Here is a 26,256-nt window from a genome sequence, read left to right on the forward strand (position 1 = left end):
ACAAATAAAGGAGGTTAACATCATGTATCACTTTAACACCGTAGAGGAGGCGCTGGAAAGCCTGCGCCAGGGCAGGATCATCCTGGTCACGGATGATGAGGACCGGGAAAATGAAGGCGATTTTATCTGCGCCGCCCAGTATGCCACCACGGAGAATGTCAACTTCATGGCAGTCCACGGCAAAGGTCTTATCTGCATGCCCATGAGCCGGGAGCTTTGCCAGAAGCTTAAATTCCCGCAGATGGTAGCGGACAACGGCGATAACCATGAAACTGCATTTACGGTATCCGTGGACCATATAAGCACGGCCACCGGCATTTCTGCACAGGAACGCGGGACCACGGCCCGTTCCTGCGCGGATGAGGGTGCAAAGCCCGGGGATTTCCGCCGTCCAGGCCATATGTTTCCCCTGATGGCAAAGGAAAACGGCGTCCTGGAGCGTCCCGGCCACACAGAGGCCACCGTGGACCTGATGCGACTGGCCGGACTGAAGGAATGCGGCCTATGCTGTGAAATCATGAAGGAGGACGGTACCATGATGCGCACACCGCAGCTCATGGAACTGGCCGGACACTGGGGGCTTGCCATCACCACCATAAAAGCCATCCAGGATTACCGCAAGCAGCATGACTGCCTGGTGGAACGCGCGGCCTGCACCAGGATGCCTACCCGGTACGGGACCTTCCGCGCTTACGGCTACGTGGACAAGCTAAGCGGCGAGCACCATGTTGCCCTGGTAAAGGGAGACATCGGGGACGGCAGGGATCTTCTATGCCGTGTACACTCCGAATGCCTGACAGGCGATGGGTTCGGCTCCCTGCGCTGTGACTGCGGGCAGCAGTTTGCCGCCGCCATGGGACAGATTGAAAAGGAAGGGCGCGGCATCCTGCTCTACATGCGCCAGGAGGGACGGGGCATTGGCCTGATTAACAAGCTGAAGGCATATGAGCTTCAGGACCATGGGATGGATACCTTGGAAGCCAACCTGGCCCTGGGATTTAAAGGGGATATGCGGGAGTATCATATCGGCGCCCAGATACTCAAGGACCTGGGCGCCAGGACCCTGCGGCTGCTGACCAACAACCCGGACAAGGTATACCAGCTCTCCGGGTTCGGATTGGAGATCATAAAACGTGTCCCCATCCAGATGGAACCCACTGGCCATGACCTTTTTTACCTGAAAACAAAACAGCAGAGGATGGGACACATCCTGCACTACGAAAGGAATACAATATAAGGAGGATCCGTTATGAATATATATGAAGGAAAACTGATACCGGACAACATGAAGGTGGGCATTGTAGCCGCCCGTTTCAACGAATTCATCACCTCCAGGCTCTTAAGCGGCGCCCTGGACGGATTAAGGCGCCATGACGTGGAGGACGGGAATATTGACGTTGCATGGGTGCCCGGAGCTTTTGAGATTCCGCTGGCAGCTTTAAGGATGGCTTCCAGCGGCAGATATGACGCCGTCATCTGCCTTGGGGCCGTCATCCGCGGCAGCACAAGCCACTATGACTATGTGTGCAGTGAGGTTTCCAAGGGAATTGCCCATGTATCCCTTACAAGCGGGATTCCTGTCATGTTCGGCGTGCTGACCACGGAAAATATCGAACAGGCCATTGAACGCGCAGGCTCCAAGGCCGGCAACAAGGGCTATGAGTGCGCCATGGGAGCCATTGAGATGGCAAACCTGATGCGTGGGATGGGTGCATCTGGCGGGAATGCATTTCCAGGCACGCCCTAACGCGCGGCGCCGGCCCTCCTGATTCCCCACACGGACACCAGGCAGGCCAATGCCTCAGCCAGCACAAACGCAAGCCACACCCCGTCCATCCCCCATATGCCAGGCAGCAGGAACGCAAGGGGGATGATGGCCAGGCAGCCCCTGACAATGGATATGGCGAATGCTTTCCCGGTTTCGGTCACAGCACTTAAAAAAGCCGCGCTGACAATGTTAATCCCTGCAAAGAGGAATCCTGCAAAATACAGCTGGATTCCCCGCCTTGCAATGGGCACCAGCTCCTGGCTGCCTTCGCTGTTGAATATGGCGATGATTCCCTGCCACCATGAATTGGCGCAGGCATAGATACCGGCCGCCAGCACAATGGAAAGGATGGCCCCATACCGGAACACAAGCTTTAACGTCTTTCCATCCCCCGCCCCGTAACTGCGGCTTGCCAGGGGCTGCATCCCCTGGGCAATCCCTGTGAATACAGCGGTCACCACCAGCGCCAGGTTTGCCACGATGCCGTAGGCCGCCACCCCGGTATTGCCTGCCAGGGACAGGATGATGAGGTTAAACATCATGAGCACGATGCCGGATGACAATTCCGTTATAAAGGAGGACACGCCCGGTGACAGGATGGATACGGCTTCCCTCAGGCTCCACCTGCACCTTACGATGGACAGGGAGCTTTTTTTCCCGGACAGATGCAGGGCAAGCACCCCCATGCTGATGACAGGAGCAAGCCCGGTCGCAAAGGCCGCTCCGGACATCCCCATGGAAAAGGGAAACATGAACAGGTAATCCAGGGCAATATTGGCCAGGCTTCCCGTCAGCATGGCTGCCATGGACAGCTTTGGGTTCCCGTCATTGCGGACAAAGGCCAGCAGGGTATTGTTCATGATGAAACAGGGGGCAAAGCAGAGGATGACCCTCAGGTAGACCACCGTATTGTCCATGGTGTCCCCGTCCGCCCCCAGGACAGCCGCAAGGACGGGCGCGCACAAAAGACCGGCTAAAAGGAACACGCCTCCCGCTGCCAGCGCCAGTCCCACGGTCCTTGTGAATACCTGCCCCGCCTCCCTTTCATGCCCCTGGAACCTGAAGATGGAAAACCGGGTGCCTCCTCCGGCGCCCATCATAAGTCCGGTGGCATTGATTACACTGTACACGGAAATAGCCAGGTTAAGGGCTGCCAGGCCGCTGGTTCCCAGGGCCTTGGATACAAAATACGTATCGGCCAGGATATAACATGACAGCCCGATCATCCCCATCACGTTGAGTCCCACATATCTGAAAAATTCATAAGCTCCGCTGTTTTTTCCCATCCCTGTCCTCCCTATGCAGCCGGCGGAAAGCAATTTTCAAACACGATTCAGTGCCGCCGGCTGGATTTTCCCGAAAAAAAGCCCGGACACATTCCTTCTTTGACCTAACGGAATGTGTTCAGGCACATAAGCGCTGCATACCCGGTGGCAGGCAGCTGTGTTTACTTATTCATATCTTGATAAAGTCTATCATGATTCTGTGATATTTTCAAGGACTATAGAAACCATTCTGCCCCCAGTCCTGTCACAGTGAAGAACGTCAGTATGTACAGGCAGATGGATGTAATATAGGCAAATGGAATTGAAAGCTTCAGGAAATCCCTGGACTCTACTTTTGTATAAGCCAGCCCCCATGCAACCCATGACTGTGTGATGCAGGAACCCACATTCACCGTTATGGCTGGAATTGCAAATACACAGAATAGGAATGGGACAGAAAAGCTTGCCACATGGGACAGAACCCCCAGGGTTGCCGCGCCACATCCAAACAGTGTGAGAGGCCCCCGGAAAAAAGCAAATGCTGTCAGCAATGCAAAAACAACACACACAACCAGCTCGCTCCTTGGCATGATGGAACCGATTATCACATTAAAATAAGGGGATGCATAGGCCGCGCAGGCGTTAAACATAGGCAGGGTCAGAAGAAAACCTACCAGCGGAGCCGTGTCCACCACACCATCGTAGTATAATTTATTGACCAGCTGACAGTTTTCCTTAAACGTCCCTTTCATCCTGCCGCAAAGAAACAATGCTGCAAAGCCGGCAATAATGAATCCTCCGATAACAGAAAAATCCAGCCATATCTTAAGGACCACTGGTACGATAGGCAGAATCAGGGCATATATGGGGGCATCCTTCTGGGCAGGAACACTGGTGCGTGCAGCCCAGGCATGACTGACTTTGCGTTTTCTCAAATAGAATGCGGTAAGCAGGTTAACCACAACCAGGGTGATTACCAGCGCCATATACCCAAAATGCGCCGCGTACCATCCAAAGGAAAAGGCAGGCATTCCATCCACCGATACCACAAATGCCCGAAGCTGTGCGTGCAGCACAGGATTCAGATACATACCAGCGGACACGGATGCCATAAATGTGAACATGGCAATTCCTTTAGGTATTCCAAGTGATAAAAGGATAGGAAGAACAATAACACCGATTGCAATCACAGGACCGGCCCCCATCATGGCTGTAAAGATAAATGCAGTGGCAATATTTAGGAGCAGGATGGTGATGACCGGCCTGTCACCCCCTAACTCCACTACTTTGCGGATGATTGTGGAAGCAATGCCCGTGTCCATCAGCACCCGGCCAAACCAAGCTCCCCAGCACACATTCACCAGTGTAATCCCCCAGTTTTCCGATGCCGACTGGAAAATTTTATTTAAAATTCCCACCAGGGGTGTCCCGGTTCCTTTGCCAAACTGCAGAATGCTGTTATCCGCCAGGAACTGAGGCGATAAAAAGAAGGTGCCACCCAATGATAATACGGTCCATAATACCGTCATCACTAAAAAACCAATCAATAAATTATAGCCTTTTACACAATAATATGCCAATCCGAAAAATGATAAAATCAGAATAATGCCAATTACATACTCCATACCGATTAACCTCCATTTCAAATGACGAATCATCCTTAAATATCATTACAATATCCCGAATATCCGGAAAGCCTCTGTTGCGCCCATACCATTTTCAATGGCTTTCCTTACCTCCTTTTCCCCGGCTGCTTTTTCAAGTGCCTTTTCAATGCATTCCCCTGCAATTGCCTTTGGAATGATAAGCACCCCGTCCACATCGCCAAATACCAGATCCCCGTCATGTATGATGACACTGCCAATTTCGATGGTACACCTGAAATCAATAACATTGGTGCGTATACTGGAGTCCTGTGCCCAGCAGCCAGCAGAAAAAACAGGGAATTGCTGGTCCAGTACCTGAGGCGTGTCCCGGGTATAGCCGTTCAGAACCGCTCCAACCGCCCCCCGCATCTTCGCTGCAGCGGTCAACAGTTCTCCCCACATAGCGCTGTTATGCGCCCCGGTAGCAAGATAGACCTCATTCTGATCCAACTGATCCAAAGCCTCCGTCAGCAGGCCAAACGGCTTTTCCTGTGCTTCAAATACATCACACTCCAAAACAGTGCATGCCTTTCCCGCAATCTTCATCCCTTCCTTTAACGGCCGGATTCCTGCCGGCAGGAACTGGTGGGAATACCCCATGACATCCAGTATGTCCCCCACCACCGGCGTATACAGCCTCTCCCTCATAAGGGAAAACATCTCCTCTTCACTTTTCCACATGGCTTCTCCTCCTTAGCTGGATTTTACATCGTTAACTCCATATACGGTCATGGGCCCATTCATGGTTCCATTCCTCTGTACTCTCCCATACCCCAGGCCGTTTGGGATTGATATGTTCAGCCAGTACCTCATCGTCCAGTTCCTCTATTCCAAGTCCCGGACGGTCCGTAAGTTCCAGCCAGCCGTTCTGTACGATTGGCCTGCTGCTTCCCTTTACCATGCTGTCCCACCATGCTACATCGTGGGCATGGTATTCCATGGCCAGCAGATTATCTCCTGCCGCCGTACAGACATGTGCGGCGGCCATACAGCCCACGGGAGTCTCCGCCATATGCACTGCCGCCGCGATTCCCTTTTCCTCCGCCATTTCAATAATCCTCATGGACTCACCAATCCCCCCGGCTGTCAGTACATCCGGATGAATGACGGAAACTGCCCGGTTCTCAATCAGGGGCCGGAATGCATCCCTTCCGAAGATATCCTCTCCCGTACACATAGGAACCGTGGTGCTGTCACTTAACACCTTCCACTGGTCCGTATAGAACCAGGGCACACAATCCTCCATCCAAAAAATATTAAATTTTTCCAGCCTTTTTGCCAGCTTCAGACATGACTGGTAATTCACATGACCAATGTGGTCGATTGCCAGCGGCACATCATAACCAACCATGTCCCTGGCCTGTTTCACGTAATCCTCCAGATAGTCCAGCCCCAGTTCTGTAATGGAAAGGCCCGTAAAAGGATGCTGTGTATTCATGAAGTCTGTAACGTTTTTATCTGTAATTCCAAAGGATAGCTCCTCCCGATTATGTTTCCTCATCTGTTCCACATACCCCAGCGGTGCATTTAATGCTCCGTCCACATCTACCAGAAGATCCACGCCCAGATCCATTTTCAACATGGTATAACCGCTTTCCATCCTGCTTTTAAGTGCAAGTCCCATGTCCCGCCCTGTATGCTTTCCGCTTACATCCGTATCACAATAGACCCTCACCTTATCCCGGCATTTTCCACCTAACATCTGATAGACCGGTACCCCATATGCTTTTCCAGCCAAATCCCACAATGCCGTTTCAATCCCGCTCACACCTCCTCCCTGGCGGGCATGACCTCCAAATTGACGTATCTTATGGAATATCTTATTGATATAGCAAGGATTCTCCCCTAAAATAAGACGCTTCAGTTCCAACGCATAGAAACGGTTGGAAAAATCCCGGATTTCCCCATATCCGCTGATTCCCTGATTGGTATCAATCCGAAGGACCGTGCAGTCCATGGGCGCCCCCACAATATCCGTGAACCTCATATCAGTAATCCTAAGTCCGGACGGATAGGATGCTGTCTTTATATTTGCTTCACATGTCTGCACGTTACATGACCCCCTTCCAGTATTTCAATATTTTTTTGTTCACAACATTATCCGGTATGATTCCTTCTGAAAGTTTCTTTACGCCATCCAGACATTCCCCAGCCATATGAATACGTGCATCCCATGTCTCGCTGGCCACATGGGGCGTCAGTATGACCTGTTCCATTCCTTCAAGTTCCCCGCCCGCATAGGGTTCTGTCTCGAATACATCCAATGCCGCTCCTTTTAGCCGACCTGTCTTAAGGGCGTCTGCCAGCGCCTTCAGATCCACCAGCGCTCCCCTGGATGCATTGACAAAATAAGAACCGGTTTTCATAAGGGCAAAAGCGGATGCGCCAAACATATGACGGTTTTCTCCTGTATAGGGAACATGCAGGGAAATACAGTCGCTTTCTTTTATCACCTCCTCCAGCGTCCCATACCGGAACCCCTCCTTCTCCTCTATTTCCGTGGAAAGCCGCACGGGGTCATAGTAGGACACATCCATGCCAAGTGCAGCCGCCTTCCTTCCCACACACCGTCCAATCCGCCCCATCCCGATAATGCCCAGCACATGGCCTGCCACGGAAGTCTGGGTTGTCCCAAAAGGCTCTGTGGACCAGACTCCCCTCTTTATCTGGGCCGTATAGCGGTACAGGTTATGGAAAATCCCCATAATCAAGGCAACCGTATGCTCCGCTGTTGGATCCGATACCTGTGTAGGGCTGTTAATGACAGGCAATCCTAAACAGTCCGCATGGCCCATGTCCACATGGTCGAACCCCACTCCCAGACTAGCAATCATTTTCAGGCATTTCCCGGCGTCCATTATAGGACGTGTGACGGGCATGCCTGCAATAGAAAACAGGACCTCCGCCTGCGCAATCATTCCCATCAGCTCGGTCTGGCTAAAACTTCCCTTCATCCTGTCCGGCCGGATAAACTCAAACACATCCTCATATTCCTGAACACACTCATCCGGAATCCATTTCGTACATAATACCTTCAACATGTCCATCCTCTCTTTCCTGCATTCTACATCTCATATCCCATATGGAAAAAATAACACATATATCCAGGTAATAACATGGATTTTATTGCAATATATGGACAAAATCGTACTAATATTTCACCCCGGCTATTTCCATTACAGGTCACGGCAGGTATAATGAAGATACTGGTCCATACGTCATTATTTCCCACAGGAGGCAGCCATGCTGGAGTTACAGCCATTCATCCATTCAAAAAATCTGATTTTGGTCCCTTATCTTGGAAACATCAGCCGCCGTAAACAATTCTCCGGATGGTACCGCGGAAAAGTTGTCCAGGAGGACCGGCATGAGTTTTATCTGATTACCCGCGGACAGGGCACATTAACCGTCGGCGAACAGTCCTATTCCGTGACAGAGGGTAATCTGATTTACATTCCATCGGTTGCAGGCACCCGCTATAACCTGATTCCCGGGGAAGGGCTTATAGACTACTATTCCATCAACCTGCGCTGCGCCATGGCTGTCCACAAAAATGAGGTGTGGCTTTATAATGAAAATACACGGTACCATTATCAGTCCGTTCCTTACCCGGAAAACGAAGAGTGGTCGTTTGAGCGCTGCAGCGGCCCCATGGACCTGCCGGTGGTCCGCGCCATGTCCAACTACACCCTATTACGTGAATTACTATCCAGGATTTACCACATCCGGACTGATACGGACTCCATCAACTTCTGGGCTGAAAAAAATATACTACAGCAGTTTTTCTGTGAAGTCGCACTCCAGAATAAAAAAGCCGGTCAGGAGGATATGAACACGCGCAGGCTCAACAAAATCATCCACTACATAAAAAAGTACTACATGGAGCCCATTACCCTGGACAGCCTATGCAGTACTGTAAATCTCAGTCCCAGTTATGTCATCAAACTTTTTAACCACTATACCTCACTGTCCCCCATGGCCTACGTTAACCGTGTAAGAATAGAAGCTGCCAGGGAAATGCTGGCAGAGACACCCCTGTCCGTTTCGGATATCGCAGCACAGACAGGTTTCAAGGACAGTTTTTACTTTTCAAAAAAATTCAAGGCAGTCACCGGAATCACTCCACGGCAGTATCGGAACAGCCTTCCCTAAATCCGGCGCCACCAAATAGTCAAGAGGGATTTTCATTTTTTTATGGAAAACATGCAGGATCATCCTGATATGGTTCTTATAAATGCCGGAAATGCCGGGTGCACATCCGTTTCATGCTGCCGCAATATGAAAGGGACCTGCATCAGCAAGTCCCAATGGCATCAACCAGTTCGTCAAATTGTCGAACTGGTTTTTTGCATCAAAAAAAAGCGCAGAGATACCCCTGTATTTCAACACTAACTTTAAAAAATATATGAAATATATGTTTCTATACTACTTCTGCATTCTGCTACCGTTGCGTAGTAAGGTATCCGGGACCATTATAGAGTTTCTTGATTGGAGGATTGCGTCTGCCATCAACTCTAAACTTTGCTGTTGGTATCCAGGTCATCCAACGCCCCCATCTGCGATAATGCCTTCCAGGTCGGACTGGCACTTTTGTTTTAGCAAAATCTCTGACTAAACTCGAAAGGTATTCTGCTGGCATAATCTCACGCTCATACATCTTGAAATCTGACAGCAGCTTTAGAAACCGGTGTTCTGCCCGAAGGGTATCTGTTATGTTCTTCATGTTGGGAATATATTCATATTTGTTGGATGGTTCTCTTATGTGACTGTTTTCTTTACTATCTTCACATGCTGCTTCATAAAACAAACCGCAAACTGAGAAACAAAGTATTTTTCCATAAATCTCATTTATAACGATATTATATTTTGTGGAATTAAAACGTTCGGCTTCCAGATGGTTTTTGATATCAAAGTATACGGTTTCATTATCCCAACGCTGTACATGATAAAGCTCTAAGATACGTTCTGTTGAAAATGAGTTAGATTCCAGGTTCGTAAAATAAATAGAGTCTGTAACGGTCGGGGGGGTAGTGGTTTTGCCATCAGTCAATGTATACTCATACGTATTCCTGATCACGCGAAGTGATAAAGCCCCAACACGCTCCGCATAAGCCCTGTTATCCTCATATTTCAAACGTTTGATCCATGCCCGATTAAAGGGGACTTCGATGATTCCGTCTCTTTCAATGCTGTTGACATACTCTTTGTAGAAATTTGTTTTGCCTCGCACAATAAACTTGTAATCTTTCAGGGCATTATAGAGGAATAAATCAGCAGAACCGTAATAGCGGTCACAAAGCAGAATGATTTTCTTTCCCTGAAGAACCTCCTCGCAATTCTTTAAATGTTCAAATAGCATTGGGAGCTCGGAGGTTTTGTATGGCGCTATGACAGAATCAAGGATTACATGATTTAAAACATCAACCAGAATCGAACACTTTGCCTGTGGTTTCTTTACCTGGCTATTATCTTTTATGTACATGTTTGTTACCCCACCATAATACCCTCTTAATTCTGATGAATTGGGCAGGTCAAGTACCGAGCCATCACAGGCAAGTATCAGATAATCATCCAGTGTATGATATTCCTGATGCATATAGAATTCTTTGGCAAAAGAGTGTATGATAAAGGGAAACACATCGGGATTAAGTTTGTTTAGAGCCTTAAACATAGCCTGTTTTGAAACGTTCGGTTTTTCAAGCTTTGAAAAGTAAAGAGCCATGTCCTTGTTTGTGGTTTCGGCAGACCGAAATACATAGAAAAGAAGTACATCGCGCAAGGATATCTTTCTTGACTGTGTAAATCCTCGTATGGTTGTTCTTGCAGCGCTGGCGGTATCGGGAGAACTGAGAAGCCAATCAAGTGCCTCCAGCGCACGCTTGATGTCTATCATTTCTATACTACGCCCCCTCGTCATCATAAATCAGACGAGGTTTCTTTTTTGCATACATAGCTTTCAGATACGGCACCTGCTCATTCTCAAGAAGGCCGAAATTCTTAAGAGTGCGGTGTTTAATCTTGCCATGATCGCGGTAGGATTCCACAAGGTAGCAGAAGCAGGTATTTTGATTGCCCTTGACATTAGGTACAACTTTAATAAACATATAAGTCTCCTTTCTATACTACAAATATACATTAAAATACTTATTTTATCAACTTTTAACAAAAAGCACTATACTACATTTCGACATAAACAAAAGTCCTGACCCCCAAAATGGATCAGGACTTTTGTTTATTTTTTATAACTGGTTGATGCCATTGGGACCTGCATCAGCAAGTCCCTTTCTTCATGGTTCCCATGTCTATATATACTTTTTAAGTTCATCCAAAACCACCTTTATATCCAACGGCTTGACCAGATATCCTGTCATCCCCGCCTCCATGGCTGCCATCCTGTCTTCCTCAAATGCATTGGCAGTCATGGCCAGAATCGGAATCTGCCCTGCATCCCCGCGTTCCAGTCCGCGGATGGACCGGGTTGCCTCCATGCCGTTCATGACAGGCATCCGGATATCCATAAGTACTGCCTGGTAATGATCCGGGGCGTTATCCCGAAACAGGGCAACTGCCTCCTGGCCGTCCCGGGCAGCCTCCACCTCCATGCCATACATCTCCAGCAAGGTCTTGGCAATCTCCCGGTTCAGCTCGTTATCCTCCGCCAGCAGGATACGGCAGTGATGGAAATCCGTCTTTTCCACCCGTTCCTCCTCAGGATGGCTCCGCCTCACGGCTCCTGCAAATGCATCAAACAGGGAATTCCTGAACAGCGGCTTTGGTACGAAACAATCCACCCCGGCCTTCCTGGCGTCCTCCTCTATGAAGCTCCAGTCATAGGCCGATATCATGATGATCGTGGTATCAGGTCCCACCAGCCTGCGGATGCGTCTGGCGGTCTCCACACCGTCCATATCCGGCATCTGCCAGTCAATCAGGGCAATATCATAGTACCTGCCATGCCTGAGCTGGCGTTCCACTTCCTCCACCGCCTTAAAGCCCGAGTCCACCCAGACAGAATTAGCTCCGGCGTCCTTTAGGATTTCGGTACACTGGCACCCCACCACCGGGTCATCATCCGCCACCAGGACGGCCAGACCGTTTAACAGTTCCTGCTGCTTCCTCTGCCTCTCCTTCTGCTCATCGTCCTCCACCAACTTAAGGGGAATGGTCACTGTAAATGCAGCCCCCTTGTTCTTCTCACTCTCCACTTCAATAGTCCCGCCCATAAGCTGCACCAGGTTATAGACAATGGACAGCCCCAGGCCGCTTCCCACATTATTGCGGGCAGCCTCCGGGGACTCCTGCTCAAATGGCTGGAAGATACGGCTGCGGAACTCCTTTGACATACCGATTCCCGAATCCCTGACACAGAACCGGATATAGGAAAATCCATTGGTGCGCTTCTGTTCCTGGATATTAATCTGTATCAGTCCGTCGGCCGAAGTGAATTTAAGCGCATTGGACAGGAGGTTTAAGAGGATCTGCTTGACCCTCAGGGAATCACCCACATAGTACTGTTCCAGGGGTTCCTCATGGTAAATCTCGTACCGGATTTTCTTTTCCTGCGCCTGCGGGTAGACAATCTGGTCAATCTCCCCTATCAGTTCGGCAAAATCAAAATATTCCTGGGACAGTTCCATCTTCCCTGTCTCTATCTTGGACATATCCAGTATGTCGTTAATCAGGGACAGCAGGTACCTGGAGGAAGCGTCAATCTTCCGGAAACAATCCTGCACGCTCCTATCGTCCCCCAGCTTCAGCTGGCCGATGGTGCTCATGCCGATGATGGCGTTCATGGGCGTGCGGATATCATGGCTCATCCTGGAAAGGAAATCGGATTTGGCCCTGTTGGCAGCCTTGGCCGATGCAAGAGCGTCCCTGAGAAGCTGCTCCTGGCGGGCCTGTTCCGCCCTCTGGGCATCCAGGACCTTGACCAGGATAATGGCAAGCATGTCACCATTAAACGGGTTCTCCACATAGATGATCTGCAGGGAAATCCAGTGGTATTCATCGTCCTTCCCAATCTGCCGGAACTCCATATAGATTTCCCGTTCCCCGGCCGCAAAGCGCTCCATCACATGTTCCCGCTTAAAATGGCTGATATAATCTTCCTGATAAGCAGGATATACAAGGGGACAGAAATATTCAAGCATCCCGGAGTAGCTGCCCTGGCGCTTACCGGCATAAAGCTCCTGCCCTTCGATGAAGCAGTTAAATGTATCCCTTGTGAGGTTCACGCTCATGATCAGGGGGTATGCGGTACAGATGGCTGCCTGCAGGGACCTGTTCTCAATCATCTGCTGGCGTTCCTGTTCCAGCTCCATGCGCCTGAGTTCAGTGATATCCGTAAATACGGCCTGTATCACTTCCAGACCGTCCGCATTGACAATCCTTCCCATAACCACGCTGATCCATATCTGCCTGCCATCCCTGCGGACCCCCTGGCGTATATAGGCCACCGTGTCCCCGTCCAGCACAAGGCCGTCCACCAGGTCCTCAATCCATTTCCTGTCCTGGTCCGATACCAGGTCATAGGGACTTCTGATGACGGAACGGTATTCCGCCTCTGATCCGAACCCGTATGCTTCCCACACCATCCGGTTCACATTGATGATCCTGTGTTCCGGGTCCGTGGAAAACTGCAGGATCCCGCATGGCACCGAGTTATACAGCTGCGACAGGAAATCCGCCTGCTGCTTATACTCCTGCTCCTTTTTCTCCAGAACTGACTCCAGTCTCTGATATGCCTGCGTGGCGGCCTCCAGGGGGAACAGCTCCCCCTCCTGTATATCCTTAAAAGGCGCTGAATTATGTATGTGGATTGTCTTAAGCCCATCCTCATGTTCCTGGAAGATAAAGGTAATCCTTTGATGGATATTCAGGAATATCCCGGTTCCAGCCTTGGAGCGGAGCATGCTCATCCCCTCGCACAGGTAATTGCCGCCCCCCAGATTCCTGGTTTCATAGACTTCGTCAAACATGTCACATGGCGATAATTCATCCTTTCCAGCCCTAAAGCAGGCAGCCACAGCTTCCTTCCCCTCTGCCTTCTGCCTCTCCCCGGCCCCAAGCCATACAATATCATCTGTAAATGTGGATATAAGGAATTCCACATCACAATCGCAGAAATACCTGGTCAGGATCTTCCTGGCAAATCCCTCTATTTCTTCCTTAGACCTATTACCCATACTCTCTTTTAAACCTCATAATAAAAGCCTCCCGGCTGATTTCCGTGTGAACCGCTCATCTATACCATAACTAATCCAGTATAACATTTCAGCAGGCCAAACGCAACGCGCAGGGAGGCAGATAATCTTATATTTTCAACTTTTTCTAACTTATCCGGCTCTGTCAGGACAGTTTCTTCATGACAATTCCACTATTTTCCAAAGATGCCCTCACATCAATGATACGCTGGTTGGAGGAACCGCGGAAAGGAAGGCTGATATCCTTCAACCCTTCCACAAACCTACCGTCCACCAGCACATCGATCATGCCCAGCATCCTGTCCGTAACCTCACACCTGGCCCGGCTCTCTTCCAGAAGTTCCTTATCCATGAGATATCCTGTATAACACCAGATATCCTTCTCAGGAAAACGCTCCCTTACCCGTTTCAGAAACGGCAGCAGCGTCCTCTGGTTCTCCGGCTCAAAAGGCTCGCCGCCCAAAAGCGTCAGGCCGTTAATATAATCCGGTGACAGGGCGTCCAGTATCTCCTCCTCTGTCTCAGGAGTAAAGGGATTTCCGTATGAAAAATCCCAAGCCTCCTCATTAAAACAGTTCCTGCAATGGTGTGTGCATCCTGACACAAACAGGGATACCCTGACGCCCTCCCCGTTGGCGATATCATTTTTTTTGATTGTCCCGTAATTCATATTATAAATGCAGCACCCTTTCCTTTATCTCCTGGGTCCTTCCCTGGTTCCAGAACTGGGTTCCGATATAACCGCAGGTCCTGCGGGCCACATTCAGCTTGTTCTCATCCCGGTTGCCGCACTTGGGGCATTCCCATACCAGCTTGCCGCTGTCATCGTTCACAATACGGATTTCCCCGTCAAAGCCGCATTCCTGGCAGAAATCGCTTTTTGTATTCAGTTCCGCATACATGATATTGTCATAAATGTAGCGGATCAGCTGAAGCACGGCCGGAATATTATTCTGCATGTTGGGGACCTCCACATAGCTGATGGCGCCGCCTGTGGAAAGGGCCTGGAACTGGGATTCGAATTTCAGCTTTGCAAATGCGTCAATCTCCTCTGACACATTCACGTGATAGCTGTTGGTGATATAGCTCCTGTCCGTCACTCCCTCAATGATGCCAAAACGCTTCTGGAGGCATTTTGCAAACTTGTAGGTGGTGCTTTCAATGGGTGAACCGTAGATGCTGAACCCGATATTGGTTTCATCTTTCCAGCGGTTGCAGGCTTTGTTCATATACTCCATGACCTCCAGGGCAAACGGCGTTGCCTCCGGGTCGGTGTGGGACTTGCCTGTCATATACTTCACGCACTCATAGAGGCCCGCATATCCAAGGGAGATGGTGGAATACCCGCCGTACAGCAGCCTGTCAATGGTCTCCCCCTTCTTAAGCCGCGCCAGCGCGCCGTTCTGCCAGAGGATAGGCGCCGCATCTGAAAGCGTGCCCTTCAGACGGTTATGGCGGCACATCAGCGCGCGGTAGCAAAGATCCAGGCGCTCATCGAATATGTTCCAGAACGCATCCATGTCCCCGCCGGAAGACAGCGCCACATCCACCAGGTTGATGGTGACCACGCCCTGGTTGAAACGGCCGTAGAACTTATAATTGCCATCCTCATCCTTCCAGGGGCTTAAGGCACTGCGGCATCCCATGACAGGGAAGCAGTTGCCTTCCTTCAGTTCCATCATCTTTTTCTCGGAAATGTAGTCGGGAACCAGACGCTTTGCAGTACATCTGGCAGCCATTTCCGTCAGGTAATAGTACTCGGTGCCCTCAGTGATGTTATCCTCCTCCAGCACGTAAATCAGCTTGGGGAACGCGGGCGTGATCCACACCCCTGATTCATTCTTAACGCCCTGGTAGCGCTGCTTTAAGGACTCCTCGATGATCAGGGCCAGGTCCTTTTTCTCCCTCTCGTTCTTCGCTTCATTCAGGTACATGAACACAGTCAGGAAAGGCGCCTGTCCATTGGTGGTCATCAGGGTTATGACCTGGTACTGGATGGTCTGCACGCCCTTGATTACCTCTTTGCGCAGCCGGTTCTCCACCACCTGGCGGATGGCTTCCTCGGAAGGGGTGCAGCCGAATGTCTTAACCTCCTCCAGTACCTCCGCATGTATTTTCTTTCTGGATACGTCCACAAAAGGAGCCAGATGTGCCAGGCTGATACTCTGTCCGCCGTACTGGTTACTGGCTACCTGGGCAATGATCTGGGTGGCAATATTACAGGCCGTGGAAAAGCTGTGGGGCTTCTCAATCCTGGTCTCGCTGATGACCGTGCCGTTCATAAGCATGTCCTCCAGGTTTACCAGGTCGCAGTTATGCATGTGCTGGGCAAAATAATCGGAATCATGGAAATGTATGATTCCCTCCTTGTCCGCCTCCACAATATCCTGGGGAAGAAGCATCCTCTTGGTCAGGTCCTTGCTGACCTCGCCCGCCATATAATCCCTCTGCACGCTGTTGACCGTCGGGTTCTTGTTGGAATTTTCCTGCTTCACATCCTCATTATTGCACTCAATCAGGGAAAGGATACGGTTGTCCGTGGTGTTGGCCTTACGGATAAGGGAGCGCTGGAAGCGGTACCTTACATAATCCTTCGCCAGCTCAAAAGCGCCTGTGGACATGATCTGGTTCTCCACCATGTCCTGGATTTCCTCCACTGATACTGCACGGTTCAGCTTATCACATTTGTACTCCACATAATCCGCAATGTCCTTGATCTGTTCCATGCTCAGCTTGCTCTTGCCCGCTGCCACGTTGGCCTTGGAGACAGCCACCACAATCTTATTTATGTCAAAATCTTCCTCCGCGCCATTCCTCTTGATAATCTTCATTGTCACTACACTCCTTTTATCCGTCTACTCTCATACGCCGCCGCGTCCCCCGCGGTCCGGTGTATCTGTATCCTATCATATAATCCTGGAAAAATCTGTTGCTTGTGCAACAGTATATGATTTTAGCACTAAATGTTGTGTTTTTCAAGGGGAATATATACGATAGGATGTATTTCAGTAAAACGCTTGAAAGGCGTGGATTTTAGTAATGCCAGTTCATCATTGTGCTGATTTCCTAATCCAGGTAGGCTCCCACCGGGGAGGTATTATACTGCTTCAGTATCTCAATCAATACGGACCCGTCCGGCTCCACTGTCTCGGAAAGTATCTTGTACTGGGTCCGGTTCCGGTCCAGCTGCATCTTGTATTTGTCCACTTCCTCTTTGACCAGCTTCACCGCCAGGTCGCTGCTTACATCCTCCTTCAGCATAAAATGCAGGGTCTGTCTGATACATGCCGCTTTGATTCTTTTCATTCCTTACACCTTCCTAATCATAATTTTATATCAATGCCAAAAGCACCAATACCGTCTTATACGGCAACTAAAAAAGGCCCTTCTCACTCAGCGAATTTGAGCGAAACAGGCCTTCTTCCGTTTACCCGAAAATTACCAGTGGAGATTATCCATATAGATGAAAAATCCTCTGAAATCTTATGTTTTCCGGTATTGATTATATCATATTTCCCGAATCTTCGTAAGTAAAATTTTCCAGTTCCTGCACACTTTCCTTACATATGGTCCTTATCTGCCGGCCCTTGCGCAGCTCCCCCGCTCCACCATATGATGGGGCACGATGATCTTCGTTGCAACCAGTTCCGGATTCTCCACATGGCTGATCATCTGGGCCGCTGCCTCTATCCCCAGCTGGATGGAATTCACATCCACGGATGTGAGGGGCGGGGTGGTGAACCTGGAAAGCAGGGAGTTATTAAAGGAAATGATGGAGATGTCCTCAGGTATGGACAGCCCCAGTCCGATACATGCCTTTTCAAGGGCCACTGCCAGTATGTCATCACTGACCAGGACAGCAGTGGGGCGGTCCTCTCTGGTAAGCAGGGCCATCAGCACCTGGTTCTGGTCTTCCGGCACAGCCGGCGCCTCCACACACAGCCCGGGCCGAAAGGGAATCTGATGTTCCGTCAGGGCCAGCATATACCCCATCTTCCTGTCATTGTTAAACAGCAGGGAGTGGTCGCCTGACAGATAGGCAATCCTCTCATGGCCCAGGCTTAACAGGTAAGCCGCCGCCTCCCTGCCTGCAAGCACATTGTCATTATCCACATAGATGGTCTGGTTCACATTCCTGTACGCCTTTCCAATCAGCACATATAACAGCCCTTCCTCGTACAGGTAGTCCAGGACCGGGTCCTGCTCCTTGGAATACAGTACAATAAATCCTTCCGCCAGCCCGGTCCTTGCCATATTCTTTATGACCTGAAGTATCTCATCCTCGTTCTGGCCCGTGATTACCGTATTGATATACTGTTTCTGATTACAGTACTGGCTGATGCCCCTGATCACTTCCAGATAAAACGCATTCTGGTATGCCTCCCACTGGGATGGCGGCAGAATGATCCCAATGGTCCTGGAATTCTGGGTAGCCAGGCTGCTGGCCTGGAAATTAGGCTCATACCCCAGTTTTGCCATGGCCTGCCGTACCTTCTCCTTGGTCTGGCGGCTGATGGACGGATGGTCCTTGCAGGTGCGGCTCACGGTTGACGGGGATACTCCGGCAAGGGCGGCAACATCTTTAATTGTAACAGGCATAACGCGCCTCCTTAATCATCAGATTCACTTGAGGATTCAATCACTCTTCCTATATTGTAATATTCAATGCAACTTTTGTCAAACTTTTTCGTATTGTTTGCGTAAATTCCAATCCTATAATTGCATGAATTTACACTGAAATCTTGCACAAAACCCCATTGCCATTTTTGTGCAAAAGGTAGAAAGAACTGTTTTTTCATAAATGATGCTTGCATTCCATCCGCAAACGGGCTATATTTAACGCAAGCGGTTGCGTAATTTAATGCAACTATTCGCGTAACATAATTTCAGGAGGTCAGGTCACATATGAACAAAAAAGACGACGGCTGTATCGGCATCAGGATTTTGTCTCCCTTAACAGGGACAGCAGTAGCATTAGAGGAAGTACCGGATCCGGTATTTTCCCAGAAGATCATTGGGGATGGGATTGCCATCATCCCACAGGACGGGAAACTGGTAAGCCCCATTGACGGTGAGGTTGTATCCGTGGCAGAAACCCTTCATGCCTATGGGCTGCGCTCAGAGGACGGGATTGAGGTCATGGTGCACTTCGGCCTGGAGACCGTGGCATTAAAAGGGGAATATTTTACATGCCATGTAAAACAGGGGGATAAGGTAAAAGCAGGGGACCTGCTGGCAGAAGCCGACCTAAAGGGGCTGGAGGAAAAGCAGGTCAGCCTCATCACTCCCGTACTCATCTGCGGCGGTATGGAAAACCGCACCATGAGCACGGTCACCGGCCCTGTATCCGCTGGCAGGGATACCGTAATCACGCTGCTGGATAAGTGTCCGCCGGATGACGCCCCTGCCCCTGGACCTGAAAAGAAAAAATCCAGGTCCCCCATTAACTTTGATTTCCTTCAGAAGCTTGGCAAGGTCCTGATGACCGTAATCGCGGTCATGCCCGCAGCCGGACTCATGATCAGCGTGGGGAAGCTGGTACAGATGGCCGGAGGGGACATGAATTTTGTCCTTACCCTGGGAAGGACCATGGAAACCATCGGATGGGCCATCATCAATAACCTGCACATCCTCTTTGCCGTGGCCATCGGCGGTTCCTGGGCAAAGGAACGTGCCGGAGGCGCATTTGCAGCCGTGATTGCATTTGTCCTTATCAATGTCATCACCGGAGCCCTGTTCGGTGTCAGCAGCGCTGACATAAGTAATCCTGAGGCCGTCACCCGCACCCTTCTCGGACAGGAGATCCTGGTAAATGGATACTTCACCTCAGTCCTTGGCGCTCCTGCCCTTAATATGGGCGTGTTCGTGGGTATCATATCCGGATTTGCAGGCGGGGTCATCTATAACAAATATTACAACTACAGAAAACTGCCGGATGCATTGGCATTCTTTAACGGCAAGCGTTTCGTTCCCATGGTGGTCATTGCATGGTCCGTCGTCATTTCCCTGGTGCTGGCCATTGTGTGGCCGGTGGTGCAGACCGGGATTAATTCCTTCGGCGTGTGGATAGCTAATTCCTCTGCCACCTCCCCCATACTGGCGCCCTTTATATACGGGACCCTGGAACGTCTCCTCTTGCCCTTTGGCCTCCATCATATGCTGACCATACCGATGAACTACACTTCCTTTGGGGGAACTTACACCATCCTTACCGGGGTCAACGCAGGCTCACAGGTATTTGGCCAGGATCCCCTGTGGCTTGCATGGGCCACTGACCTGATTAACCTGCAGAACGCCGGGGATATCGCCGGATACCAGAACCTGCTCACCACCATCACCCCTGCCCGCTTTAAGGTGGGACAGATGATTGGCGCAACCGGACTGCTTCTTGGTATTGCGCTGGCAATGTACCGCCGCGTGGACGTGGATAAACGCAGTAAATACCGCTCCATGTTTGTTTCCACCGTACTGGCCGTATTCCTGACCGGTGTGACGGAACCGCTGGAATTCATGTTCATGTTCTGCGCACTGCCACTATATCTGGTATATGCCGTGCTTCAGGGATGTGCATTTGCCATGGCCGGTATCATCCATCTGCGTCTGCATTCCTTTGGAAACCTGGAGTTCCTGACCCGTATCCCCATGTCCCTGAAAGCCGGACTGGGAGGCGATATCATTAACTTCATCATCTGTGTCGCGGTTTTCTTTGCCGTTGGATACGCCATTGCCTATTTCATGATTGGCAGGTTCCATTTTGCCACCCCGGGACGGCTGGGCAACTACACGGATGATAACGGGTCCGGGGACAGCCAGGACGCGCCTGAAAAGCAGATTTCCGGCAACCGTCAGGCTGAGCGCATCATCACGCTGTTGGGCGGCAGGGATAATATCCTGCTGGTGGACGCATGCATGACCCGGCTGCGCGTTACGGTAAAGGATATCACAAAGGTGGCTGAACTGGCTGACTGGAAGGCGGAAGGGGCCATGGGCCTAATCAAGAAAGACCAGGGCATCCAGGCCGTATACGGCCCGAAGGCAGATGTACTGAAGTCCGATATTAATGATATACTGTAAAACAGAGCCGGAGCGGAATATCCAGCAGCCCACAGGAAGGAGTACCATGAAACTGATGACATTAAACACCCACAGCCTTGAGGAAGAAAACTACGAGGCCAAGCTTCACGCCTTTGCCGAAGGCGTCTGCAGGGCTGAGCCGGATATCATAGCGCTTCAGGAAGTCAATCAGACCCAGACCTCTGCCCCGGTGGACAAAAAGGATCTGGAACTGTATGGGTATGTGCCATGTGCTCCTTGTACTCCATATGCCCCCCATGCGCAATGTGCGTCCGTCTCCCCATGCAGCGTTCATCCCTCCCCCATCCCCCGCACGGATAACCACGCATACCGCGCAGCCAGGATCTGCGCGGAGCACGGCAGGCCCTACCATTGGACCTGGATTGGGGCTAAGACCGGATACGGTAAATACGATGAGGGCCTGGCCATCTTAAGCCGGATTCCCATTGCGGAAACAAAGCAGTTTTATATCACAGCCTCACAGGACTATGCCAACTGGAAGACACGCAAGATCTTAGGGATAGGGATTGCCGCGGAACATGGCATGGAATATTTTTACAGCGTCCATATGGGATGGTGGAAGGATGAAGACGAACCATTTGAAGGACAGTGGGAACGGATCCGAAGGGAGCTGGGGGATGGGGCGTGTCTGGAAACATACCCTGGCCCTGTATCTGGCCCTGTGTGGCTCATGGGCGATTTCAACTCCCCTGCCCATGTACGGGGCGAGGGCAGGGACCTGATACGCGGCTCCGGATGGCTGGACAGCTACGAACTGGCCGGCAGCAGAGACAGCGGGATCACGGTGGGCCATGCCATTGACGGCTGGAGGGAACAGGAGGATGTTTCCGGTATGCGCATTGATTATATCTGGACCAGCCGCAAGGTCCCGGTCCGGTCCTCCCGCGTCATATTTAACGGCTCCTATGAGCCAATCGTGTCGGACCACTATGGAATCATCGTGGAATATGAACCAGGGCATCATTGCCCATGAAAAGGAGTATATAGAAAATGAAACGAGAAAGCGGAATCTTACTGTCCATTGCCAGCCTGCCTTCCAGATATGGAATCGGCTGTTTCTCAAAGGAAGCCTACGAATTCGTGGACCAGCTGAAACAGGCCGGCCAGTCCTGCTGGCAGATCCTTCCCCTGGGTCCCACAAGCTATGGCGATTCCCCCTACCAGTCCTTTTCCACCTTTGCCGGGAATCCATATTTCATCAGCCTGGAGGATTTGATTGAGGAAGGGGTGCTGACCAGAAAGGAATGTGAAAGCGCTGACTTTGGGGCGCATCCCGGGGCCGTGGACTATGCAAAGATATATAAGGAACGTTTCCCCCTCCTGCGCCTTGCCTATGAGCGCAGCAACATCAGCCAGGATGAGGAATTTAAACAGTTTTCAGCCGATAATAAGTGGTGGCTTGAAGACTACGCCCTGTTCATGGCCGTAAAATCCAGATTTGACGGAAAACCATGGACACAGTGGGCAGAGGATATCCGCCTGCGCTGGCAGAATGCCCTGGACTACTACCGGAGGGAACTGTATTATGACATTGAGTTCCATGAATATCTCCAGTTTAAATTCATCCGGCAATGGAATAAGCTAAAATCCTATGCCAACCATAACGGCATCCGCATTGTAGGCGACATCCCCATCTATGTGGCCATGGACAGCGCCGATGCCTGGGCGCATCCTGAACTGTTTGAGCTGGACCGGGACAATGTCCCCACTGCTGTTGCCGGCTGTCCGCCGGACGGCTTCTCCTCCACGGGCCAGCTCTGGGGCAATCCGCTTTACCGCTGGGACTATCACAGGCAGACCGGATACCAGTGGTGGATCAGCCGCCTGTCCTACTGCTATAGGCTGTATGATGTGGTGAGGATTGACCATTTCCGTGGATTTGACGAATACTACTCCATCCCGGCAGGCTCTGACACAGCCATCGGGGGCCACTGGGAACAGGGGCCTGGCATCGGGTTCTTCCATGCAGTAAAACAGGCCCTGGGCGAAAAGGAAATCATTGCCGAGGACCTTGGGTATGTGACGGACTCGGTCCGCCAATTGGTTAAGGACTGTTCCTTCCCTGGCATGAAGGTGCTGGAATTTGCCTTTGACTCCAGGGATTCAGGCTGCGCCAGCGATTATCTGCCCCACAACTATCCTGAAAACTGTGTGGCCTACACAGGTACCCATGACAATGAAACCATCACGGGGTGGTTTAACTCCATCACGCCCGCGGAGCAAACGCTTGCCAGGGACTATCTGTGCGATTCCCATACGCCGGAAAACAGATTATATCTGTCCTTCATCAGCCTGATCATGCGCAGCCAGGCCCGGCTGTGCATCATCCCCCTTCAGGACTACATGGGACTGGACAATGACTGCCGCGTCAACACTCCCTCCACGGTAGGCGCAAACTGGAAATGGAGGCTCCTCCCCGGCCAGGTCACAAAGGAACTGCTTCAGACCATCGGGGCTGTCACGCTACGGTACGGGCGCTGGAACTGGTAAGGACATGGGAGGGATATCCCCCATCCTTTTTTATCCCCGCCATATCAGACGCGGATTTCCGTTCCCGTCAGCTTCTCATAATATCTTGCAATGGCGCTGTGGTCATTCTCCCCCAGTCCGTCCGCGTGCAGGTTCTGCATCATCTCCATCACCTGGGAGGTTAGGGGAAGGGGGGCGCCGACTCCGTGGCCGGTTTCCAGGGCATTGCCCAGATCCTTGATATGGAGGTCAATCTTGAATCCCGGTATGAAATTGCCGTCCGTAATCATGGGAACTTTGGCATTCATGACCGTGGAACCGGCCAGCCCGCCTTTGATGGCCTCAAATACCTTAACCGGGTCCACACCGGCCCTGGTACTCAGCATGAATGCCTCGGATACAGCCGCAATGTTAAGGGCCACGATTACCTGGTTCGCCAGCTTGGTGGTATTCCCTGCGCCGATATCCCCGCAGTGGACCGCACTGGCCCCCATGGTCATGAGCACGTCATAGACCTGGTCAAATACCTCTTTATCACCGCCCGCCATGATGGACAGGGTTCCGTCCACAGCCTTTGGTTCCCCTCCCGACACCGGCGCATCTATCATCCTTATGCCCTTTTTTGCACATTCCCGGCATATTTCCTGGGAAGCCAGGGGCGCGATGGAACTCATGTCAACCAGGATGGTTCCCGGAACAGCGCCTTCAAGGACCCCGTCCGTTCCCAGCACCACGCTCTTTACATGGGGTGAATTGGGCAGCATGGTGATGACCAGGCCGCACCGGGCGGCTGCGTCCTTTGAGGAGGAAGCCGCCTTCGCGCCGTCCTTTACCACCTCATCCATGTTGGATTCCACCACATCGTATACGATTAATTCATGTCCTGCCTTTAACAGGTTCCTGACCATGGGTTTTCCCATGATTCCCAAACCGATAAATCCGATTTTCATCGTCCTTTGCTCCTCTCTCTTTTCCTAACCGCTTATTATTCCTAACCGCTTATATATCCGCCGTCTTTGGCCGCCTATATGCCTGCCATCTCCCTGACCGCCTCTGCAATGGCTGACTTTGTCAGCCCATGGTACTCCAGTACCTCCTGGTAATTGTGTCCGCTGCACCCGAAGGTATCCTGGATTCCCACCATTTTCATGGGTTTTGGCTCCCCGCAGAGGACTTCTGCCAGTGCGCTTCCAAGGCCGCCCCTTACATTATGTTCCTCTGCCGTCACCACTGCCCTGCAGCCTTCCGCCATCTTCCTCACGGCCTCAGCGTCCATGGGCTTGATGGTGGACACGTTGATGACCCTGACGGAAACAGCGCCTTCCAGTTCCTCTGCAGCCTCCATGGCCAGCCCCACCATGTATCCTGTGGCAAACAGGGCCACATCCGTCCCTTCCTTTAATACGGTTGGCACGCCGATGGTGAATTTCTCCCCTTCCTTTGTCACATTGGGATAGTCATTCCGGTTCAGGCGCAGATAACATGGGCCGTCCATGGCAGCCATGGCCTTTACCGCCTCCACTGTCTCATTGGCGTCAGCCGGACAGATGACCGTCATGTTGGGCACTGCCCGGAAGACTGCCAAATCCTCCACACACTGGTGGGTCGCGCCGTCCCCAAAATCCGATAAACCGGAGGAGGAGCCGCAGATTTTCACATTCAGTTTCCCGATTGCAATGGTCTGGCGTATCTGGTCATAGGCGCGCCCTCCTGCAAACACTGCAAAGGAATTGGTAAACGGGATTTTCCCTGTCTGCGCCAGTCCTGCCGCCACACTGGTCATGTTGGCCTCCGCAATCCCCATCTCAAAGTGTCTCTGGGGAAATTCCGCCTCAAACAGCTTCCCCATGGTGGAGGCGCCCAGGTCCGCGTCCAGCACCACGATCCGCTCATCCTGCCTTCCCAGTTCCACTAATGTATTGCCATATGCAATTCTCTGATTTGTATAGCCCATGTCTATGCCTCCTGTTCCTGTGCGGATAATTCCAAAAGCGCCTGTCTGTAAGTTTCCTCTGTCAGCATACCGTTGTGGTATCCCACCACGTTTTCCGCAAAGCTGACGCCCTTTCCCTTGACCGTGTTGGCTATGATGGCCGTCGGCACCCCCTTCACGGTTTCCGCCTCGTCCAGGGCACTGAGAATTTCCCTCATGTCATGTCCGTTGATTTCAATCACATGCCAGCCAAAACTCAAGAATTTGGCCATGATATCCCCTGTGTCAAACCGCTCCTTCGTCCTTCCGTTGGCCTGAAGCCGGTTCCTGTCCACAATGGCCACCAGGTTATCGGCCTTAAATGCGCTGGCCGCCATGGCCGCTTCCCATATCTGGCCTTCGGCAATCTCCCCGTCCCCAACCAGCACATACGTCCTGCTGTCCAAGCGGTCCAGCTTAAGGCCCAGGGCCATGCCAAGGCCAATGGAAAGCCCCTGCCCCAGGGAACCGGTTCCGGCCTCGATGCCCGGGGTTTTCTGCACATCCGGATGTCCCTGCAGGTAGGAGCCGATTTCCTTGGTATGCTTTAAATCCTCCACCGGAAAATACCCGCACTCCGCCAATGCCGCATACTGCAGGATTCCCACATGTCCCTTGCTGAGCAGGAACCGGTCCCTTTCCCTCCACTTCGGATGTTTGGGGTCGTGTCTCATTTTATGGAAATACAGCGCGGCCACAATGTCCGCAGAGGAGTTGGAACCTCCGATATGTCCAGCCACTCCCACGCCGATGCTGATTACCACGTCCCTTCTCAGCTTCTGCGCCTTGTCCTCTAAATCCTTTATCAGTTTATCATCATATTCCATCACAGATTCCT

General features: G+C 51.4%; 21 protein-coding genes. 6 read left to right on the forward strand and 15 right to left on the reverse strand.

Going from position 1 to position 26,256, the window contains the following annotated elements:
- Nucleotides 1–22: 22 nt before the first annotated feature.
- Both MCJ35_RS16390 and ribH read left to right on the forward strand, forming a co-directional pair.
- On the forward strand, nt 23–1,237 hold the full coding sequence (locus MCJ35_RS16390; protein ID WP_025486380.1) for a bifunctional 3,4-dihydroxy-2-butanone-4-phosphate synthase/GTP cyclohydrolase II: 1,215 nt from the start codon (nt 23–25) through the stop codon (nt 1,235–1,237).
- Between the two features lie 12 nt (nt 1,238–1,249).
- Complete coding sequence (ribH, locus tag MCJ35_RS16395) at nt 1,250–1,747, forward strand: 6,7-dimethyl-8-ribityllumazine synthase (protein ID WP_025486379.1); 498 nt, start codon at nt 1,250–1,252, stop codon at nt 1,745–1,747.
- Here ribH and MCJ35_RS16400 read toward each other — a convergent pair.
- The 5 genes from MCJ35_RS16400 to MCJ35_RS16420 form a co-directional block, all read right to left on the reverse strand.
- Nucleotides 1,744–3,054, reverse strand: a complete 1,311-nt coding sequence (locus MCJ35_RS16400; protein ID WP_240299574.1) for an MATE family efflux transporter — start codon at nt 3,052–3,054, stop codon at nt 1,744–1,746. The two genes, ribH and MCJ35_RS16400, sit on opposite strands and share 4 nt — an antisense overlap.
- A gap of 215 nt (nt 3,055–3,269) precedes the next feature.
- Nucleotides 3,270–4,658: a hypothetical protein gene (locus MCJ35_RS16405; protein WP_008718294.1), complete on the reverse strand. Its 1,389-nt coding sequence runs from the start codon at nt 4,656–4,658 to the stop codon at nt 3,270–3,272.
- 45 nt (nt 4,659–4,703) lie between these two features.
- Nucleotides 4,704–5,360 carry an RraA family protein gene (locus tag MCJ35_RS16410; protein WP_025486378.1) on the reverse strand — a complete coding sequence of 219 codons (657 nt, stop codon included), beginning with the start codon at nt 5,358–5,360 and terminating at the stop codon, nt 4,704–4,706.
- 31 nt (nt 5,361–5,391) lie between these two features.
- Nucleotides 5,392–6,729 carry a mandelate racemase/muconate lactonizing enzyme family protein gene (locus tag MCJ35_RS16415; RefSeq protein ID WP_025486377.1) on the reverse strand — a complete coding sequence of 446 codons (1,338 nt, stop codon included), beginning with the start codon at nt 6,727–6,729 and terminating at the stop codon, nt 5,392–5,394.
- A 1-nt stretch (nt 6,730) separates the two neighbouring features.
- The gene (locus MCJ35_RS16420; protein ID WP_240299575.1) at nt 6,731–7,720 is read right to left on the reverse strand and encodes a 2-hydroxyacid dehydrogenase family protein; all 990 of its coding nucleotides are present in this window, start codon (nt 7,718–7,720) and stop codon (nt 6,731–6,733) included.
- A gap of 202 nt (nt 7,721–7,922) precedes the next feature.
- On the opposite strand from MCJ35_RS16420, the gene MCJ35_RS16425 reads away from it, so the two are divergent.
- Complete coding sequence (locus tag MCJ35_RS16425) at nt 7,923–8,831, forward strand: helix-turn-helix domain-containing protein (RefSeq protein ID WP_025486375.1); 909 nt, start codon at nt 7,923–7,925, stop codon at nt 8,829–8,831.
- Nucleotides 8,832–9,120: 289 nt separating this feature from the next.
- Here the strand turns inward: MCJ35_RS16425 and MCJ35_RS16430 are convergent, their stop codons facing one another.
- The 7 genes from MCJ35_RS16430 to MCJ35_RS16460 form a co-directional block, all read right to left on the reverse strand.
- Nucleotides 9,121–10,572 carry an IS4 family transposase gene (locus MCJ35_RS16430; RefSeq protein ID WP_240299576.1) on the reverse strand — a complete coding sequence of 484 codons (1,452 nt, stop codon included), beginning with the start codon at nt 10,570–10,572 and terminating at the stop codon, nt 9,121–9,123.
- Nucleotides 10,573–10,579: 7 nt separating this feature from the next.
- On the reverse strand, nt 10,580–10,783 hold the full coding sequence (locus tag MCJ35_RS16435; protein ID WP_240299577.1) for a 2-C-methyl-D-erythritol 4-phosphate cytidylyltransferase: 204 nt from the start codon (nt 10,781–10,783) through the stop codon (nt 10,580–10,582).
- Between the two features lie 198 nt (nt 10,784–10,981).
- On the reverse strand, nt 10,982–13,864 hold the full coding sequence (locus MCJ35_RS16440; RefSeq protein ID WP_025486374.1) for a hybrid sensor histidine kinase/response regulator: 2,883 nt from the start codon (nt 13,862–13,864) through the stop codon (nt 10,982–10,984).
- 163 nt (nt 13,865–14,027) lie between these two features.
- Nucleotides 14,028–14,552: an anaerobic ribonucleoside-triphosphate reductase activating protein gene (gene nrdG / locus MCJ35_RS16445; RefSeq protein ID WP_025486373.1), complete on the reverse strand. Its 525-nt coding sequence runs from the start codon at nt 14,550–14,552 to the stop codon at nt 14,028–14,030.
- Nucleotide 14,553: 1 nt separating this feature from the next.
- Nucleotides 14,554–16,713 (reverse strand): anaerobic ribonucleoside-triphosphate reductase, encoded by a 2,160-nt coding sequence (gene nrdD / locus MCJ35_RS16450; protein ID WP_025486372.1) that lies wholly within the window; start codon nt 16,711–16,713, stop codon nt 14,554–14,556.
- 235 nt (nt 16,714–16,948) lie between these two features.
- The gene (locus tag MCJ35_RS16455) at nt 16,949–17,188 is read right to left on the reverse strand and encodes a hypothetical protein (RefSeq protein ID WP_008718323.1); all 240 of its coding nucleotides are present in this window, start codon (nt 17,186–17,188) and stop codon (nt 16,949–16,951) included.
- Between the two features lie 267 nt (nt 17,189–17,455).
- Nucleotides 17,456–18,481, reverse strand: a complete 1,026-nt coding sequence (locus MCJ35_RS16460; RefSeq protein ID WP_008718325.1) for a LacI family DNA-binding transcriptional regulator — start codon at nt 18,479–18,481, stop codon at nt 17,456–17,458.
- A 306-nt stretch (nt 18,482–18,787) separates the two neighbouring features.
- On the opposite strand from MCJ35_RS16460, the gene MCJ35_RS16465 reads away from it, so the two are divergent.
- The 3 genes from MCJ35_RS16465 to malQ are packed head-to-tail and all read left to right on the forward strand — an operon-like array spanning nt 18,788 to nt 23,467.
- Nucleotides 18,788–20,956 carry a PTS transporter subunit IIBC gene (locus tag MCJ35_RS16465; protein ID WP_025486371.1) on the forward strand — a complete coding sequence of 723 codons (2,169 nt, stop codon included), beginning with the start codon at nt 18,788–18,790 and terminating at the stop codon, nt 20,954–20,956.
- A gap of 46 nt (nt 20,957–21,002) precedes the next feature.
- Nucleotides 21,003–21,950 carry an endonuclease/exonuclease/phosphatase family protein gene (locus tag MCJ35_RS16470; RefSeq protein WP_025486370.1) on the forward strand — a complete coding sequence of 316 codons (948 nt, stop codon included), beginning with the start codon at nt 21,003–21,005 and terminating at the stop codon, nt 21,948–21,950.
- 17 nt (nt 21,951–21,967) lie between these two features.
- The gene (malQ, locus tag MCJ35_RS16475) at nt 21,968–23,467 is read left to right on the forward strand and encodes a 4-alpha-glucanotransferase (RefSeq protein ID WP_025486369.1); all 1,500 of its coding nucleotides are present in this window, start codon (nt 21,968–21,970) and stop codon (nt 23,465–23,467) included.
- A 44-nt stretch (nt 23,468–23,511) separates the two neighbouring features.
- Here the strand turns inward: malQ and garR are convergent, their stop codons facing one another.
- The 3 genes from garR to MCJ35_RS16490 form a co-directional block, all read right to left on the reverse strand.
- Complete coding sequence (gene garR, locus MCJ35_RS16480; protein ID WP_025486368.1) at nt 23,512–24,396, reverse strand: 2-hydroxy-3-oxopropionate reductase; 885 nt, start codon at nt 24,394–24,396, stop codon at nt 23,512–23,514.
- A 74-nt stretch (nt 24,397–24,470) separates the two neighbouring features.
- A complete protein-coding gene (locus MCJ35_RS16485; protein ID WP_025486367.1) occupies nt 24,471–25,400 on the reverse strand; it encodes a transketolase family protein in 930 nt (309 codons plus the stop codon).
- Nucleotides 25,401–25,402: 2 nt separating this feature from the next.
- Nucleotides 25,403–26,245 (reverse strand): transketolase, encoded by an 843-nt coding sequence (locus MCJ35_RS16490; RefSeq protein ID WP_025486366.1) that lies wholly within the window; start codon nt 26,243–26,245, stop codon nt 25,403–25,405.
- Between the last annotated feature and the right edge of the window lie 11 nt (nt 26,246–26,256).

Source organism: Enterocloster sp. OA13 (genome assembly GCF_022440595.1).
GTDB lineage: Bacteria > Bacillota > Clostridia > Lachnospirales > Lachnospiraceae > Enterocloster > Enterocloster hominis.

Bases quoted from the DNA above. Each gene is read 5' to 3' on its own strand.
- nrdG (WP_025486373.1), bottom strand. From the start codon at position 14,552: ATGAATTACGGGACAATCAAAAAAAATGATATCGCCAACGGGGAGGGC.
- garR (WP_025486368.1), bottom strand. From the start codon at position 24,396: ATGAAAATCGGATTTATCGGTTTGGGAATCATGGGAAAACCCATGGTC.
- MCJ35_RS16430 (WP_240299576.1), bottom strand. From the start codon at position 10,572: ATGATAGACATCAAGCGTGCGCTGGAGGCACTTGATTGGCTTCTCAGT.
- MCJ35_RS16410 (WP_025486378.1), bottom strand. From the start codon at position 5,360: ATGTGGAAAAGTGAAGAGGAGATGTTTTCCCTTATGAGGGAGAGGCTG.
- MCJ35_RS16460 (WP_008718325.1), bottom strand. From the start codon at position 18,481: ATGCCTGTTACAATTAAAGATGTTGCCGCCCTTGCCGGAGTATCCCCG.
- MCJ35_RS16490 (WP_025486366.1), bottom strand. From the start codon at position 26,245: ATGGAATATGATGATAAACTGATAAAGGATTTAGAGGACAAGGCGCAG.
- MCJ35_RS16405 (WP_008718294.1), bottom strand. From the start codon at position 4,658: ATGGAGTATGTAATTGGCATTATTCTGATTTTATCATTTTTCGGATTG.
- MCJ35_RS16420 (WP_240299575.1), bottom strand. From the start codon at position 7,720: ATGTTGAAGGTATTATGTACGAAATGGATTCCGGATGAGTGTGTTCAG.
- MCJ35_RS16455 (WP_008718323.1), bottom strand. From the start codon at position 17,188: ATGAAAAGAATCAAAGCGGCATGTATCAGACAGACCCTGCATTTTATG.
- MCJ35_RS16440 (WP_025486374.1), bottom strand. From the start codon at position 13,864: ATGGGTAATAGGTCTAAGGAAGAAATAGAGGGATTTGCCAGGAAGATC.
- MCJ35_RS16400 (WP_240299574.1), bottom strand. From the start codon at position 3,054: ATGGGAAAAAACAGCGGAGCTTATGAATTTTTCAGATATGTGGGACTC.
- MCJ35_RS16470 (WP_025486370.1), top strand. From the start codon at position 21,003: ATGAAACTGATGACATTAAACACCCACAGCCTTGAGGAAGAAAACTAC.
- MCJ35_RS16465 (WP_025486371.1), top strand. From the start codon at position 18,788: ATGAACAAAAAAGACGACGGCTGTATCGGCATCAGGATTTTGTCTCCC.
- ribH (WP_025486379.1), top strand. From the start codon at position 1,250: ATGAATATATATGAAGGAAAACTGATACCGGACAACATGAAGGTGGGC.
- nrdD (WP_025486372.1), bottom strand. From the start codon at position 16,713: ATGAAGATTATCAAGAGGAATGGCGCGGAGGAAGATTTTGACATAAAT.
- MCJ35_RS16435 (WP_240299577.1), bottom strand. From the start codon at position 10,783: ATGTTTATTAAAGTTGTACCTAATGTCAAGGGCAATCAAAATACCTGC.
- MCJ35_RS16425 (WP_025486375.1), top strand. From the start codon at position 7,923: ATGCTGGAGTTACAGCCATTCATCCATTCAAAAAATCTGATTTTGGTC.
- malQ (WP_025486369.1), top strand. From the start codon at position 21,968: ATGAAACGAGAAAGCGGAATCTTACTGTCCATTGCCAGCCTGCCTTCC.
- MCJ35_RS16390 (WP_025486380.1), top strand. From the start codon at position 23: ATGTATCACTTTAACACCGTAGAGGAGGCGCTGGAAAGCCTGCGCCAG.
- MCJ35_RS16485 (WP_025486367.1), bottom strand. From the start codon at position 25,400: ATGGGCTATACAAATCAGAGAATTGCATATGGCAATACATTAGTGGAA.